This window comes from Nocardia sp. NPDC058058 (genome assembly GCF_042885355.1).
Classification (GTDB): domain Bacteria; phylum Actinomycetota; class Actinomycetes; order Mycobacteriales; family Mycobacteriaceae; genus Nocardia.
This window is the reverse complement of the sequence record NZ_JBHVSA010000003.1, coordinates 875,166-890,096: the sequence shown is the minus strand read 5'-3', so window position 1 is coordinate 890,096 and position 14,931 is coordinate 875,166. Positions and strand designations below refer to the sequence as shown.

Below are 14,931 nucleotides of genomic sequence, written 5' to 3'. Positions count from 1 at the left end.
CCGCATTCGATCAACGGGACAGTTGCACAAGCCCTTTCGGATCCCACGGCAGCGGTCCGGTCGGAAAGCTGAACCGTAGAAGTCGGTGCGGTTCCGCCGCATCGAAATGGAGGGTGAAGGCGGGAAGGAAGCCGTGGATGACCTTGTCGAGCAAGCCGTTGATATGGGCGAAGCTCGGCTTGGCCTTGACCTGCCAGGCATCGAAGCGCCCCGCCGGAATGTCAATGGCGGTGCGCTTCTCCACCTTGACCTCCACGGGCCAGTGAATGGAGTACGCCAGCCACAGGTTGACGACCATCTTGGCGCCCTTGGTGAAGTCCAGACCACGGAAGGTGGTCCCACCGCCCAGCAGCGAAGTCATCTGCGCGGGAAAGGGTTCCACCTTACCGCCGAATTGCAGATGCGAGGTGCCGTCGAAGTTTCCTTCCTCACGACTGACCAGCGCCTCCCGATGACGACTCTCGGCCACATACGAAATCGCCTTCAACGCCCCACCGCTGCGATCGAACCTCTCGTTGACCACCATCCCGAACTCATCCGGCAGTTTCACCGTCAAGGTGGTCCGATACCCGGTGTCCCCATCATGTTCAACCACCGATACCGCATGAAACTCGGTCGGATCATTCCCAACCGTCACGACATACTCCGACCTCTCCCCGTTGTCGATCTTCGGATCGCGAAAGACGTTGCGCACGTCGAGTTCTCCTCAATGGCTAAGCAGGCGTGAAGCTCCGTCTCAGACAGTAGCCGATTCAGCCGCCGCCAGCCACGCGTGCCATGACACCTCGAGGTCATCGCGGGAAGCCATCATGCAATCTCAGCGCTCATCATCATCAGCAGATCCACGACCGACTCCGCTCGCTGTACCCGCATCGCTCCAGTGTGACCCGAGATCACCTGTGCGGCTTTTCTTTCCGTATTCGGACCGGCGTCTGCTGGTATGTAGATCGTCGTACGCTGCGGACTAGGTGTGGTCGCGTAAGCCGTCTACGAGCAGGTTCAGTAGGCGGTGGGCGAGGTCTCGTTGTTCGGGTTCGCCGGCTATCAGGGTTATGCCGCCCAAGGCCATCAGGACGTCGGTTGGGTTGATGTCGGTGCGGATCGTGTGGTTTGTGGCGCCCGCTGTCATGAGTGTGGATAGTGAATTGGCCAGTAGGGCACGGGTGTTCATGATGTCGGCTTCGGACATGAGGACTGTTCGTAGGGCGTCGAGCATTGCGTTTTTGGTGGCCATGAAGTCGACGAAGTGGTCCATCCAGGTGCGCAGGGCCCGGGTTGGGGGGAGGGTGGTGAGGAGGTCGGGGGCGGCGGCGCAGAGGCGGGTTACCTCGTTGCGGTAGGTGGCCTCGACCAAGGTTTCGCGGGTGGGGAAGCGGCGGTAGAGGGTGCCGATTCCGACGCCGGCGTCCTTCGCGATCGCTTTGAGTGATGCGTCGGTGCCGTCCGCGGCGAACGCTCGGGCGGCGGCCTCGAGCAGGCGGTCGTGGTTGACCTGGGCGTCGGCGCGTAGGGGGCGGGCGTTTTCGGGTGGCATGGTCTCTCATCGGATCGGCGGGCCTTGTCAAGCGGAGTCGGCTCCGCTTATGCTCGATAAGCGGACGCGGCTCCGTTTATCAGTGTAGGGGACTGTCCGCTCGATCCCTGGAAATCAGAAAGCAGCGTGGACATGAGCAGCAATCGCATCATCACACCGTTCGGCGCGCAGTCGACGGCCGCCGAAGTCGTCGCCGGAGTCGACTGCACCGGGCGGCGCGCGATCGTCACCGGTGGCGCGTCCGGGATCGGCACCGAAACCGCCCGCGCCCTCGCGAGCGCGAATGCCGAAGTGACACTTGCCGTGCGCAATATCGCCGCGGGTGAGCTGGTGGCCCGCGACATCATCCGCGATACGGGCAACGCACAGGTGTTCGTCGCTCCGCTCGACCTCGCCGACCGCACCTCGATCGCGGAGTTCGTCACCAATTGGCAAGGGCCGCTGCATATCCTGGTCAACAACGCGGGAATCATGGCCACGCCGGAATCGCGGACCCCGCAGGGCTGGGAAATGCAGTTCGCGACAAATCATCTCGGTCATTTCGCACTGGCGACCGGCCTGCACGGCTCGCTCGCGGCGGCGGGCAACGCGCGCGTGGTCGTGGTGAGTTCGGTGGGTCACGTGAATGGCGCGGTGGTGTTCGACGACATCCACTTCCAGCGCCGCCCCTATGACGCGTGGGAAGCGTACGGGCAGTCCAAAACCGCCAATATCCTGTTCGCGGTCGAGGCGAGCAAGCGCTGGGCAGGCGACGGGATCACCGCCAACGCCCTGAACCCGGGACGCATCCCAGGCACCAACCTCAGCAGGCATATCGGCGACGCGGGGAACGCGCCCGCATCGTTCGAACCCGGCAGCACCGCGGTGTCGTGGAAAACCCCGGCCCAGGGCGCGGCCACCTCGGTATTGCTCGCCGCTTCTCCCCTGCTCGAGGGTGTCACCGGCCGCTACTTCGAGGACTGCCGCGAGGCGGAGCCGCACCGGCCGGGCGTCCGTCGTGGCGTCGCCGCCTACGCACTCGACCCCGTCGACTCCGCGCGCCTGTGGCAGGTCTCGCTGGATACCCTGGCAGCCGCTGTCGCCTGAGCGATCAGGTGTTCTCGCTGACGTAGCGGTCGACTTCGAGCAGGTAGCGCTCCTGTTGAGCGGTCGAGATCCATGAGGCGCGGAATGAATTCTTGACCAGCGCTACGAGCTGATCGATCGTCAGGTCTGCCGCCTGAGCGAGCGCCAGATAGTTGGCCGCGGCGTAGGCACCGAAGTAGGACGGGTCATCGCTGTTGACCGTCACGAGGATTCCCCGGTTCAGCAGTGCGACGATCTCATCGGACTTGCCGCTCTTGGTGACAAAAGAGTTCGATACCGGGCAGCAGGTCAGCGCGATCCCCCGCGATCGAGCGAGCTCGACCAGCGCATCGTTCTCGATAATGTTGGTGCCGTGGTCGATTCGGTCCACACCGATATCCTCCAGGGCCTGGCGGATATGCTCGAGCGAGTTGTCCTGGTCGATATCGCAGTGCATCGTGAGCAGGAAACCCTCGCGGCGAGCGCGCTCGAATACCGCCGCGAACTTGCTCGGCGGGTTGCCCCGCTCATCGGAGTCGAGGCCGACCCCGATGATCCAATCCTTGTACGGCAGCGCTTCCATCAGCGTCGCCATCGCGTATTCCGGCGACTGATCGCGCAGGAAACACATGATCAGCTCGGCTGAGATGCCGAACTCCCTGCGCGCCTGCACAATCGCGGACCGATAGCCGGAGATCACCGTATCGAATCGCACCCCGCGACTGGTGTGCGCCTGCGGGTCGAAGAACATCTCGACATGCCGCACCCCGTCCCCGTGCGCCCTGGTCAGGTAGGCGAACGCCAGGTCGTGGAAGTCCTGCGCCTGCTGTAGCACCCGCATCGCGGGGTAGTAGACCTGCAAAAACGAAGTCAGATCATGGAATTGATACGTCGCTTCCACTTCTGCGACAGTCGATTCGGCCAACTCGATGCCATTGCGGCCGGCCAGCGCGAACTTCAACGCCGGTTCGAGCGTCCCCTCCAAGTGCAGGTGCAGTTCGGCTTTCGGCAGACCTCGCAGGAATTCGGCGAGATCCTTTGTTGCGGTGGTCATTACACTATCGCCTTCCGATCGGTGGATAGGACTGTGATCCGCTGAATCCAGCCGCGTGAGATCAACTCGACGGTAACCGCGACCGCAACGGATTGCGCGAGCAATAGCCCCAACAGCACCAGAACCTGCACTGCCGCCGCCTGCACGGCGGAACCGCTCGCCAGCAGCACACCCACGAAAGCCCCTGGCAGCGTGACCAATCCGACGGTACGAGTCTGGTCGACACCGGGCAGGAGCGCATCACCCGCGGTGCGGATGACGACCTCCCAGCGAGCATCCCGGTCGGTGAACCCCAAACTCAGGGCGGCTTCGAATTCCCCGTGCCCGATGCGCAGCGCATCGAGGGCGCGACGCGCCGCCAGTGATGTCGCGGTCATGCTGCCGCCCAGGATGATTCCGCCGACCGGCACCACCGCCACGCCTGTCATCGGAACCACCCCGCTGACAAGCATCGGCAGCAGGGCGGCAATGGCTCCCGCACTCAATGACAGCACCAGCCACGCCCCCGACCATCCGGCGGCGCTGCGGCGCGCGGCGGTCACCACCGCCGCCACGAACATCACCAGCAGCACCAGCAGCGCGGACCACAGGTGTGCGAGCGCAACCGCCAATACCGATGCGACAGCGGCCAGTTGAACTATCGCCCGCGCGGCCGCAGCGGGTGCGGTGCGCACCGGACCCAGCCGCGCCACCCGATAGACCACCGCCGCGCCGGCGACCAGCACGACGCAAACGATCGCAAGCCCGACTCCCGGAGTCGCTACCGTGCTGATCCCGTGCCTCCTAGCGCGATTCGGCCGAATTCCCTCACCAGTCAACCTCGAACCGACCGCGAGCGTGCCATCGACGCACCGGATGCGATCGCACAGCACCGCGCGAATCCCAGGTCTACTGCTCAGCGGATTCACCGCGTGGCGACCGTAGCTTCCAGTCACCCACCGCAGCGGGACCACCCACCGCCGCAGCGGCGGCTCGATGCCCGCACTGTGAACACGCTGAGAGCGATCGGGGTTCGCGGTCGTGCGGCCTGCATGATGGCGGACATGGTTGATCTGTCGGTGCTGCTGCGGCCCGCTCGGTGGGGATTGCGTGTCCGGTCGGCGGTGCTGAGCACCGCGGTCCTCGCGGTCGTGTTCGCGCTGGGCGCGCTCGCGGGTTTGTGGCTGATGTACCAGTCATTGCTCGAATCGGTGGATTCCACCGCGTCGGGGCGGGCCAGTGAACTCGCGGGGCAACTCGCACATCGCGCGCCCGGGCAGGCCGACGACGGACTGTTCGCGCGCGATCGGACCATCGTCGCGGTGCAGGTGATCGACTCCGAGGGCGCTGTGGTTCGGGCCTCGCCGGAGGTTTCGCCCTCGAAGCCGCTGGTGACCCCGGTTCCGGGATCGTCGTCCGGTTTCGAGGTGGCCGGATTGGATGATGTGCGAGCGGCCACGCGCACCGTCGCGGGGCCGGACGGCACCTTCACGGTGCTGGTCGCGGTCAGCAACGAAGAGGCCGAGGAGACCGTCCGCAATGTCGGACTGGTGGTGGCGGTGCTGGCCCCACTGGTCCTATTGGCCTCCGCCACAGCGACATACGCCCTGGTCGGCCGGTCGCTGACCTCGGTGGAGGCGATCCGCCGTCAGGTCGCCGCGATCGATGCCGGGCGGCTCGGGGATCGAGTCCCGGTGCCGCAGACCACCGATGAGATCGCTCAGCTTGCGGTGACGATGAACGCGATGCTCGACCGCATCCAGGCATCGGATGCCACCCAGCGCCGGTTCATTGCCGATGCCTCGCATGAGCTGCGCAGTCCGCTGGCAACGGTGATCGCCGCGCTCGAACTCGGCCGCGACCATCCCGGCATGCTCGACGCGGAGATGATCAACGCGACCGCGCTGCCCGAGGCCGAACGGATCAAACAGCTCATCGAGGACATGCTCACCCTGGCCGCGGCCGATGAGAATGGACTGCGGCTGGCCACGGTCGATGTCGATCTCGATGATCTGGCAGCGAACACCGTCGCGACGCTGCGGCACGACCGTCCGGGGTTGGGCGTGCAGGCGCGCTTGGAACCCGCCCGAGTCGTCGGTGATCCGAGCGCATTACAACGGGTGATCCGGAATCTCACCGACAATGCCGCCGCCCACGCTCGCACCGGAATCGCCGTCACGGTCGAATCCGGTTCCGGCACAGCGCGAGTGATCGTCGACGATGACGGACCCGGTATTCCGGCCCCCGAGCGCGAACGAGTTTTCGAGCGCTTCGTGCGGCTCGAGGACGATCGCGCCCGCACGTCCGGCGGCACCGGTCTCGGCCTGGCCATCGTCGCGGAAATCGTTCGCGCACATCAGGGTTCGATCACGATCGAGGACTCGCCGCAGGGCGGCGCCCGGCTGGTGATCGAGCTCCCGGCCGCGCCGATCGGCTCACCGGATAGCTGACCGACACCGCGCCGAGCTCTTCTCAGCGTCGTCACAGCGGCCGATGCGTACGGTCTCGTGCCGTGACGGAGATGACGAATTCGCAGGTCGGCACCGGTCGCCGGATGCTGAGCAAGGTGCCGGAAGTGACCGTGTGGTTCTGGGTCATCAAGATCCTGTGCACCACGGTCGGGGAGAGTTTCGCCGACTGGATCAATATGACCCTCGGGGTCGGGCTCGGGCTGACCGCGGCGTTGTTCACGGTGATCCTGGCGGCGGTGCTGGGCTGGCAGCTCAGGCTGAGCCGGTATGTGCCGTTCGTGTACTGGCTGACCGTGGTCGTGCTGAGCGTCACCGGAACCCTCTACACCGATATCCTCACCGACAACCTCTCGGTCCCACTTGTAGTGAGCACCAGCGTGTTCGCCGCGGTGCTGGCCGTGGTGTTCGCCGTGTGGTTCATGCGGGAACGCACGCTGTCGATCCACTCGATCATCACCACACCGCGCGAGGTGTTCTACTGGCTGGCGGTGCTGGTCACCTTCGCCCTCGGGACCGCCGCGGGCGACTGGACGCTGTCGGTGACCGGATGGGGACCCGGTGTTTCGGTGCTGCTGCCCGCCGGACTCATCGCCGCGGTTGTCCTCGGCTGGCGACTGGGGGCCAATGCCGTCCTGGCCTTCTGGCTCGCCTACATCCTCACCCGGCCACTCGGGGCCAATCTCGGTGACTGGCTCGCCTCACCCACCGCGGACCACGGTCTCGGGCTGGGGACCGCGCTCACCAGTGTGCTGTTCCTGGCGGCGATCTTGGCCACCGTCGTGTACCTCACCCGCACTAGGGCCGACGTCATCTCCGCTCAAAACACTTCTGCCGCACGTGATTTCACACCGGCCCGAGAGCGGCTCATGCTCGGGTACTACGCCGTGGTCGCAGTTCTGGCCGGTGCACTGGTGGCCTGGGCCGCAGCGCAACCGCACGCCTCGGTCGGCGGAGACGACGAACCCGGTGCCACGGCATCCACGTCCGATCTCGCGCCGGGGCAGGCGGGGGCGCACTTCCCATCGAGCGATATCGCGAACTTTCGCGCCATCACCCAGGACACCCTCACCAAAGTGCAAGCGGGACAACAGAATGACGCCAAGTCTCGAATCAAGGATCTCGAAACCGCCTGGGATCGTGACCAGGACACGTTGCAGGCCATCGACAGCAAATCCTGGACTGTGATCGATGGCCAGATCGATGCGGCATTGAAGGCTGTGCGGGCGAGCAAGCCGGACCCGATCACCGAATCCCAGGCTTTGACCACGCTGCTCACCACCTTGGGATAGCGGCCCTACACATCAACTGATCACGCTGACCCGCAGAAGGTTTCACCTCGTCGGGTCATCGAGCACGCTCATACTCACCGAATAGGACTGTGCATGGCCATCAGCTATCTGGAATCCATCGTCGTCGGCGCGCTCCAGGGGGTGAGCGAACTGTTCCCCATTTCCAGTCTCGGGCACAGCATTCTGCTGCCCGCCTGGATCGGCGGGCAATGGGCGCGGGATTTGGATATGTCCGCCAAGGACTCTCCATACCTGGCATTGCTGGTGGCCATGCATGTGGCAACCGCGCTGGCTTTGGTGATCTTCTTCTGGCGCGACTGGGTGCGCGTCCTGGCCGGACTGTGGGATGCCGTGCGAACGCGCGAGATTCGCACATCCGAAGCACGGCTGGGTGTGCTGCTCATCGTAGCCACCATCCCGGTGGGGCTGGCCGGATTGGCGTTGGAGAAGACCGTTCGCAATCATCTCGGCACCCCCATCCCGACATCGATCTTCTTGGCGCTCAATGGAATCGTGCTGCTGTCGGCCGAGAGGTTGCGCAAACGTCAGCCGTCGGATCTGACCCTGTCCGGACTCGGGATGCGAGACGCCGTGCTCATCGGTTCCGCGCAAATCGCGGCACTGTGCCCGGGCATCAGCCGCTCCGGCGCAACCATCGCCGCCGGACTGTTCAAGGGCCTGCGCCACGAAGATGCCGCCCGCTTCGCCTTCCTCCTCGCGACCCCGGTGATCCTGGCCGCCGGTGTCCTCAAGACACCGGAGCTGTTCAAGCCCGAGAACCACGACATCCTCGGCCCCGCACTGGCGGGCTCGGTGGTAGCCGGTGTGCTGTCCTATATTTCGGTGAAATTCCTGACCGCGTACTTCGAAACCAAAACCCTCACCCCGTTCGCGATCTACAGCCTCATCGCGGGCGTGGGCAGCCTGGCGTACTTCGGACTGCACGGATGATGGCCACCGCAATCCGGGGTGATTACAAGCTCCCACAGGTCACCGCCGGTTTCTGGATTCTGAAGATCGCCGCCACCACCCTCGGTGAGACCGGCGGCGATCTGCTCGCGCAGACCCTGAACCTCGGCTACGCCGCCGCCTCGGTGCTGTTCCTGGCGATCTTCGCGATCAGTCTGCTGATCCAATTGCGCGCGAACCGCTTTCACTCCGCCCTGTATTGGACGGTCATCGCCGCCACCAGCACGGCGGGCACGACGATCTCCGATCTGCTCAATCGCGGTCCCGGCTCGGACACCTCCACCGACGGCGGTCTCGGCTACGGCGGCGGCGCGGTCGTTCTGATCACCGGTCTCACAATCGTTTTCACCATCTGGAAGCTGAGCGGGCAAACCTACGACGTCTCCGCGATCACCACCCGGCGCGGCGAAATCCTCTACTGGTCAGCGATTCTGCTGTCCAACACGCTCGGCACGTCGGTCGGTGACTATCTGTCCGACAGCTCCGGCCTCGGTTACTGGGGCAGCGCCGCACTCATCGCCCTGATCATGGCTGTCATTCTCGCGGCGCACTACCTCACGCCGATCTCCGGCGTGCTGCTGTTCTGGACAGCATTCATCCTCACTCGACCCCTCGGTGCGACCGTCGGCGATCTGCTGTCCAAACCGCACGACAAGGGCGGACTGGCCTTCGGCACCTGGGGCACGAGTGCGGTGCTGCTCCTTGTGCTCGTGGTGGGGGTCAGACTCCACCACAGCTCCATCCGCGCCGTTTCAACAGCCCCACAGAAGACCAGTACGGGAATCCATTAGTAGGTCGGCAACGCCATGAGAGTGGCTTGCATGAGAGCGACCGGGCCTGCACCGTTGGTGTCGGACACGACCTCGGCCGTGCAGACGGTGAGGGTGCGGCCGGACTTCACCACCGTCGCGGTCGCCAGAAACCGTTGTCCCACAGCGGGACTCATGAGGTTGATCTTGAATTCCACGGTGAGGATGTCACGGTCGGGCGGTTGCAGTGACATGGCGGCGTAACCGCATGCCGAGTCGGCCAGGGTGGTGATGGCTCCGGCGTGGACGAAACCGTTCTGCTGGCACAGGTCCTCGCGAAACGGTAGTTCGAGGACGACGCGACCGGGGGCCAGGCTCGTGATGCCGATTCCCAGTGTGCCGAGCAGGGTTTGGCGACCGATGCTTTCGCGCAGTCGCGCTTCTTGGGAAGGGCTCAGGGTGCCCGCGTTATCGGTTGACATCGATTCCCTCCGCGAAGGTGAACATCCCTGGCGCAGACTGTCATTCGCGCCAGGGGAAGGGCCGCAGGTCCGGCTCGACCCAATCGCGCTTTGCCCGAGGCAAAGCCAGGGTTCCCGGTCGGTAGAAGCGGGTCAGCAGGCGTTTGTCGAGCAGGACGCGATGGTGATCGGCGAACGCGGTGAAATCGGCTTCACCGGAATCGATCGCGTGGTGCCCGACCAGTTCCACCCAGGCGCGGCTGACCGTCACGTTGTACTTCTGCGGCGCGCCCGCATAGCGTGCGGTTCGCTGAATACCGTTGCTGATCAAGTCGATTGCCGCGGGCACGCCGCGGCGGCGGACAGCGAGCCAAGTCAGGTGCACGTGTTCACGGTGGCCGAAACGCTCGGCGTCGGCCATCACCTCGGCCATCAATTCATCGAAGTCGGTGGGTGTTTCGGACGGAGACGATCTCATGAGGACACCTCGGTCAGGGCTTGCAGTGCGGCGCGCAGTCCCGCGACCGCTTCCGCGGACAGATCCGTGAACGCACGGCGCTCCAGATCGGCGATGGCTTTTCGGATGATGGCGGCGGTTTCCCGTCCGGACGGGGTGAGTTCGATCAGAACCGCCCGGCGGTCTCCCGGGCAGTTCCCCCGAGTGAGATGGCCTCGCCGCTCGAGACGATCCAGCACGCTGGTGAGCGTGGTGGGTCGCGATCCCACGGCCGCGCCCAGTTCGGACACGGTGCGCCCACGGCCGTCGGCGAGGTTCGCCAACGCGTTGATCTCGGACGCGGTCAAGTCCAGGTCGACCAATCGCGCGTCGAGCTCGCGCAGGGTGGCATGGGTCGCCCGTTGCACCGCCAGAACTGCCGACCACTCGACCGAGTTCAACTCAGATACCACGATTTCGTACTATACGAAATCGTGGTATCTGTTTCAAGAGATATTCGTTCGGGCTGGTCGAGAAGTACGCCCGTTGGCGGTCGCCTCCCCGGCGCGATCGGCTCGCAGCGCCTAGCATTCGGGACATGCACCGTGGCAACTGGTTCCGCATCATGCTCTGCGCGGCCGTGGTCTGCGGTACCAGCGCGTGCATCGGCGCGGTGGACCGCGCGGACTTCGAGGACCGGATTCGAACGCGCGGTGGTGGATTGGTCAGCGCGCTGCCCGCGGCTGCCGTTGCCGCATTGGGCCGGGCGATCGGGGTGGCCGACCCCACCGTGAACGTCGTGCTGCTCACCGCGCCGAACTCCAGCGGGTTCCGTCTCGTTCTGAACAATCAGCCGACCCAGGTGACCAGGTTCCTGTCCGGAGGCGACTTCACCGCCCGCGAGCCCACCGTTCGCATGCGTGTCCGCCCGCCCGGGCCATCGCGCACGATGGACGACTACTCGTTTACGCTCGGCGATCTCAGTGCCCCGACCCCGGCGCGAGTATCTGCTTTCGATGACCTCGACGCCGAGAATTTCACCATCGGCGAGGTTCCCGGACTGTCCCGAATCGAAGACATCGTCGACACCGCGCGTACCCGCAGCGGTATCCCCGACGGCCAGGTCACCGCGCTGGTGGTGAGCCGCTTCGGCCGCGACATCCGCATCGTGGCCAACATCGTCTCCGCCCGTTCGGAAGCGGTCGCCGAATTCGACCACACCGGGGCTTTCCTCCGAGTCCAGCAGGTATAGCCGATGCCACGCCTAGCCGCAGCCCTTGCGACCGGCATATTCGCCGGCACCCTGAGTATCGTTGTGCCCGTAGCGATCTGGCCCGGCGAGGCCGAGCTCACGGCACCGCTGTTCTGTTCCTCCGGCACCGAGCCCATGGTCGTGTCGGACACTTTCCATGATTCCGAAGGCACCTCGACGAACTACACCCTCTACTGCGTCGGCGACCACGGCACCCTCACCAACGAGGGGTTCGTGCTTCCCATGCTGGTCATGCTCACCGCACATGTCCTGATCCTGACGGTCCTGGCACTACTTGCCATGACGTTCACCCGATCCGCGAAGCCTGTACACGATCGAATAGTCGAATCACCAACTACGTTGCACTGAAGTCACTTTCGACCGTCTCACGCAGTGTGCGGAATTCCGATGCGAGAGCGTCGAGCGTGTAGTGGGCGTTGAGTCCACTCGGGTTGGGTAGTACCCACACCGCGGTGTCACCGATTCTCTCGGCTTGGGGGCCGATCGTGGTGCGCGGATGACCGAAAGCCGTGCGGTAGGCACCAATCCCGAGTACGGCCAGCACCAGGGGCTGATGCCGCTCGACACGATCGACCAGGGCACGACCGCCGGTGCGCAGCTCGTCGGCGGTCAGTTCATCGGCTTTGGCGGTCGTGCGCGCGACCACATTGGTGACCCCCAAGCCGAGCTCGAGCAGTTCGCATTGTTCGTCGGGCCGCAATTGGCGCGGTGTGAAGCCGGAGCGGTGCAGTGCCGGCCAGAACCGATTTCCCGGACGAGCGAAGTGATGTCCGGTGGCCGCCGACCACAGACCCGGATTGATTCCGCAGAACAGCACGCGCAGGCCGGGACCGATCACATCGGGCAGCGTCTTGTCCTGTGCCGCGGCCAGATCCGCGGGCGACGGCCGAGCTGACGAACCTGAACCCATCCGCCCAGTCTGCCGCGTCCCCGGCCGGGCAGTTGCTCCGGGGCGCGACCTCGACAGCTCTAGGGTGTGAAGCGTCCGGTGGGTTTGAACGGATAGATCAGTTGGCGGGTGTAATCGACCGGATAATCGGGCTTGGCCGCCATGCCCAGTTGCTCGGTGGTGAAGCGGCGCTCGGGATCGTAGGAGTAGGTGCGGTAGAGGTGATCCCAGAGCAGGGTGAACAGACCGAAGTTGACGTCTCCGATGCCCGCCCATTTGAGATGGTGGAATCGGTGTCCTTCGTTCAGGGCCAGCAGATATTTGGCGGGGCCCACGCGATAGTCGGCATTGGAGTGCTGGAGTAGCAACTGGATCGCGACGGCGAGCGAGAGTGCGGAGGCGACCCCGAGCGGCAGGCCGATCAGAATCAGCGGCGCAACACCCGCGACCATCTCGATGGTCTGATGCAGGGGATGCTTCATCAACCCGTTGAGCCCATAGAAGCGGGTCACGCTGTGATGCACCGCGTGGAATCGCCACAGCAGCCCGATCTTGTGGCTGGCCAGGTGCACGGTGGTGATGCCGAAATCCGCGATCAGGATGGCGATTACGACCTGGACGGCGAAGGGCAGACCGTCCGGCCAGAGCTCCGGCGCCGGAACGATCGCGGCGAGTACGGGAATGGCGGCGACGCTGACCAGGATCAGGGATTCATTGACCACCGCATGGATACGGTCTCGGCGACTGTCACCGAGGTCGTGGTTCCACTCCCCCTCATACGGGATGATTCGCTCGGCCAGAAATGACGCCCCGATCGCGACGGCGAGAATGGCGAGCAGCCAGTACTTCGGAGCCCCCGAGCCCGCGAGGAGGATTCCGAGCCCGTTGAGTCCGAGCAGCATGAACGGCACATAGGCGTATCGGGTAATCCGTTGTACCAGGGTCGTTGTCGTGGTGTCCATGGATTGAGCGTGCTGGCTCGTCACCTGAACCGCTTGAACGATTCGGCTATGGCTCGTCGTGATGCCAGGCGAGATTCCGGCTGAGGGCCGAAGGCGGTAAACCGAAAGTCTCACGGCATGTGCGGGTCAGGTGGGCGCTGTCGGCGAACCCGGCCGCATGCGCGGCGGTGGTCAGGTCCGCGCCGTCGGCCACCGCGTTCCTCGCGATCATCAATCGCAGCCAGAGCACATAGCGGCGCAACGGCAAACCCACTTCGCCGGTGAACAGGTGGGTGAGCCTGCTTGCCGAAATACCAACGCGGGCAGCGAGATCGGCGGTATGAACGGTCCCGGACGCGACAGCACCCGGCAGTAGGTCCAGTGCGGCGGCCACCGCCGGATGACGCTCCGCCCGGGGCGCTGCGTCTCCAGACGGTGCCAGATTCCGCAATACATCGGCGGTGGTCGCGGCTACCGACGCATCCGGATCGAACGGCCACGCTGACCCATCGGACCATCCGGCGGTTCGGGCTCTCTCCGTCGCCGCACGTCCGGCGACGCTGTCGGGATCGAGGAATACCACGACCCCGGACGCCGCACCGTGCAGAATCCGGTGCGGCGCATCAGCGGGGATGATCGTCCGGGTACCGGTGTACTCGGCGTCGGCACCGGCCACGGTGACCTGACCGGCACTGATCATCACCTGAACGGCGTGGTGGGCATGCACGCCGGTCGGCCCGATCGATCCACCGAAGGCGAGCACACCCGGGCGCAGCAGGACCTCGCCCCGCCATCGGGCGTCCGGGCAATCACTCCGGCTCACGCCAGCTCTTGGCGCTCGCCCGGCTGTGCGGCGAAATAGGTGGCGATCGCGTGCCTGAGCCAGCGTTCGCGTGAACTCATCGCCTGTCGGCTCACCCGGGCGCGCGGGACCAGACGATCGAAACCGTGCCAGCAGCCGGGATAGATCTCGAAATCGACCGGCACGCCGCACGCGCGCAGTCCGTCCACGTAGGCGATCGTCTCGTCGCGGAACGGCTCGAGGTCGCCGACATAGGTGAAGGTCGGCGGGAGCCCCCGCAGATCTGTCGCGCGGGCCGGCGCGGCGTAGATCGGAACCCCTTGTGTGCCATGCAGATCGCGTAGATACAGCTGCCATGCGCCGATCAGGGTGGCGGTATCGAGCAGCGGGGCGTCGCTGTCGCGGGCGGACTCGGTGCACACCCGATCGTCGATCATCGGATAGATCGGCATCTGGAAGGCGATATTCACCTCCGCGCGGTCGCGGGCGAGCAGGGTCAGCGCGGCGGTCAGTCCGCCGCCCGCGCTCTCCCCCGCGATGGCCAGCTGGTCGGGGTTGATGCCGAGTCGAATCGCGTTGTCGCGCAGCCAGATCAGCGCGGTGTATCCATCATCGAGGGCTGCCGGATACGGCTCTTCGACGCTGCGCCGATAGTCCGGGGCGATGATGACGCACCCGGTGTTACGAACCATCTGGCGGTACACCGCCACATCCTGTTCGGGCCGCCCGAGGAAGTAGCCGCCACCGTGCAGCCAGAGCACGCCCGTTGCATTGGCGGCGAGAGTGCGCGGCGAGTAGATCAGCACCCGCAAACGAGTGCCGTCGGCGCGGTCGATACCGACCTCGCGCACCCGCATCGTCCTGGAGACCCCGATGCGCGCCAGCGGCACCACGGTATCGACAAGTCTTGTCAGCCTGCGCAATCGCCGCTCGGTGGGCGGCGCTGAGAACCGGCGGATCAACATCCCGGTGCGTCGCAACTGCCGGTCGATCATCGCGTCGCTGATCTTCATTCCGAA

The 14,931-nt window shown here is 65.2% G+C and carries 18 protein-coding genes; 7 read left to right on the top strand and 11 right to left on the bottom strand.

Features of this window, described 5'->3' with window-relative positions; genetic code table 11:
* Positions 1-10: 10 nt before the first annotated feature.
* Both ACFVUS_RS27710 and ACFVUS_RS27705 read right to left on the bottom strand, forming a co-directional pair.
* On the bottom strand, positions 11-694 hold the full coding sequence (locus tag ACFVUS_RS27710; RefSeq protein ID WP_387772522.1) for a hypothetical protein: 684 nt from the start codon (positions 692-694) through the stop codon (positions 11-13).
* 270 nt (positions 695-964) lie between these two features.
* A complete protein-coding gene (locus tag ACFVUS_RS27705; protein ID WP_387772519.1) occupies positions 965-1,534 on the bottom strand; it encodes a TetR/AcrR family transcriptional regulator in 570 nt (189 codons plus the stop codon).
* Positions 1,535-1,666: 132 nt separating this feature from the next.
* Here ACFVUS_RS27705 and ACFVUS_RS27700 point away from each other — a divergent pair, with 132 nt between their 5' ends.
* Entirely contained in the window at positions 1,667-2,620 is a 954-nt protein-coding gene (locus tag ACFVUS_RS27700) for an SDR family NAD(P)-dependent oxidoreductase (RefSeq protein WP_387772516.1), read from the top strand.
* 4 nt (positions 2,621-2,624) lie between these two features.
* On the opposite strand, the gene add is transcribed toward ACFVUS_RS27700, so the two are convergent.
* On the bottom strand, positions 2,625-3,653 hold the full coding sequence (gene add, locus ACFVUS_RS27695; protein WP_387772513.1) for an adenosine deaminase: 1,029 nt from the start codon (positions 3,651-3,653) through the stop codon (positions 2,625-2,627).
* Positions 3,653-4,426: an ABC transporter permease gene (locus ACFVUS_RS27690; RefSeq protein WP_387774726.1), complete on the bottom strand. Its 774-nt coding sequence runs from the start codon at positions 4,424-4,426 to the stop codon at positions 3,653-3,655. The genes add and ACFVUS_RS27690 overlap by 1 nt, the downstream gene beginning before the upstream one ends.
* A 270-nt stretch (positions 4,427-4,696) precedes the next feature.
* Between ACFVUS_RS27690 and ACFVUS_RS27685 the strand changes: the two genes are divergently transcribed.
* The 4 genes from ACFVUS_RS27685 to ACFVUS_RS27670 all read left to right on the top strand — a co-directional run bounded on the left by ACFVUS_RS27685 (position 4,697) and on the right by ACFVUS_RS27670 (position 9,152).
* Positions 4,697-6,082, top strand: a complete 1,386-nt coding sequence (locus ACFVUS_RS27685) for a sensor histidine kinase (protein WP_387772510.1) — start codon at positions 4,697-4,699, stop codon at positions 6,080-6,082.
* Positions 6,083-6,153: 71 nt separating this feature from the next.
* The gene (locus ACFVUS_RS27680; protein ID WP_387774723.1) at positions 6,154-7,392 is read left to right on the top strand and encodes a hypothetical protein; all 1,239 of its coding nucleotides are present in this window, start codon (positions 6,154-6,156) and stop codon (positions 7,390-7,392) included.
* Between the two features lie 87 nt (positions 7,393-7,479).
* On the top strand, positions 7,480-8,343 hold the full coding sequence (locus tag ACFVUS_RS27675) for an undecaprenyl-diphosphate phosphatase (RefSeq protein WP_387774720.1): 864 nt from the start codon (positions 7,480-7,482) through the stop codon (positions 8,341-8,343).
* The gene (locus ACFVUS_RS27670; RefSeq protein ID WP_387772507.1) at positions 8,340-9,152 is read left to right on the top strand and encodes a hypothetical protein; all 813 of its coding nucleotides are present in this window, start codon (positions 8,340-8,342) and stop codon (positions 9,150-9,152) included. The genes ACFVUS_RS27675 and ACFVUS_RS27670 overlap by 4 nt, the downstream gene beginning before the upstream one ends.
* Here ACFVUS_RS27670 and ACFVUS_RS27665 read toward each other — a convergent pair.
* From ACFVUS_RS27665 to ACFVUS_RS27655, 3 genes are read right to left on the bottom strand one after another with little or no spacing between them, the layout of a single operon-like run.
* Positions 9,149-9,592 (bottom strand): PaaI family thioesterase, encoded by a 444-nt coding sequence (locus tag ACFVUS_RS27665; protein ID WP_387772504.1) that lies wholly within the window; start codon positions 9,590-9,592, stop codon positions 9,149-9,151. The two genes, ACFVUS_RS27670 and ACFVUS_RS27665, sit on opposite strands and share 4 nt — an antisense overlap.
* 40 nt (positions 9,593-9,632) lie before the next feature.
* Positions 9,633-10,004 (bottom strand): hypothetical protein, encoded by a 372-nt coding sequence (locus tag ACFVUS_RS27660; RefSeq protein ID WP_387772501.1) that lies wholly within the window; start codon positions 10,002-10,004, stop codon positions 9,633-9,635.
* A 41-nt stretch (positions 10,005-10,045) separates the two neighbouring features.
* Positions 10,046-10,480, bottom strand: coding sequence for a MarR family winged helix-turn-helix transcriptional regulator (locus ACFVUS_RS27655; protein ID WP_387772498.1), 435 nt, complete (start codon positions 10,478-10,480; stop codon positions 10,046-10,048).
* A 125-nt stretch (positions 10,481-10,605) separates the two neighbouring features.
* On the opposite strand from ACFVUS_RS27655, the gene ACFVUS_RS27650 reads away from it, so the two are divergent.
* Both ACFVUS_RS27650 and ACFVUS_RS27645 read left to right on the top strand, forming a co-directional pair.
* Entirely contained in the window at positions 10,606-11,259 is a 654-nt protein-coding gene (locus tag ACFVUS_RS27650) for a hypothetical protein (RefSeq protein ID WP_387772495.1), read from the top strand.
* Between the two features lie 3 nt (positions 11,260-11,262).
* On the top strand, positions 11,263-11,628 hold the full coding sequence (locus ACFVUS_RS27645; protein ID WP_387772492.1) for a hypothetical protein: 366 nt from the start codon (positions 11,263-11,265) through the stop codon (positions 11,626-11,628).
* Here ACFVUS_RS27645 and mug read toward each other — a convergent pair.
* The 4 genes from mug to ACFVUS_RS27625 are packed head-to-tail and all read right to left on the bottom strand — an operon-like array spanning position 11,615 to position 14,925.
* The gene (gene mug, locus ACFVUS_RS27640) at positions 11,615-12,190 is read right to left on the bottom strand and encodes a G/U mismatch-specific DNA glycosylase (RefSeq protein ID WP_387772489.1); all 576 of its coding nucleotides are present in this window, start codon (positions 12,188-12,190) and stop codon (positions 11,615-11,617) included. The genes ACFVUS_RS27645 and mug overlap by 14 nt on opposite strands.
* Positions 12,191-12,249: 59 nt before the next feature.
* Complete coding sequence (locus tag ACFVUS_RS27635) at positions 12,250-13,131, bottom strand: sterol desaturase family protein (RefSeq protein ID WP_387772486.1); 882 nt, start codon at positions 13,129-13,131, stop codon at positions 12,250-12,252.
* Positions 13,132-13,177: 46 nt separating this feature from the next.
* Positions 13,178-13,933, bottom strand: a complete 756-nt coding sequence (locus tag ACFVUS_RS27630; protein ID WP_387772483.1) for a helix-turn-helix domain-containing protein — start codon at positions 13,931-13,933, stop codon at positions 13,178-13,180.
* Positions 13,930-14,925 carry an alpha/beta hydrolase gene (locus ACFVUS_RS27625; RefSeq protein ID WP_387772480.1) on the bottom strand — a complete coding sequence of 332 codons (996 nt, stop codon included), beginning with the start codon at positions 14,923-14,925 and terminating at the stop codon, positions 13,930-13,932. Before ACFVUS_RS27625 ends, ACFVUS_RS27630 begins: the two co-directional genes overlap by 4 nt.
* Positions 14,926-14,931: the final 6 nt, after the last annotated feature.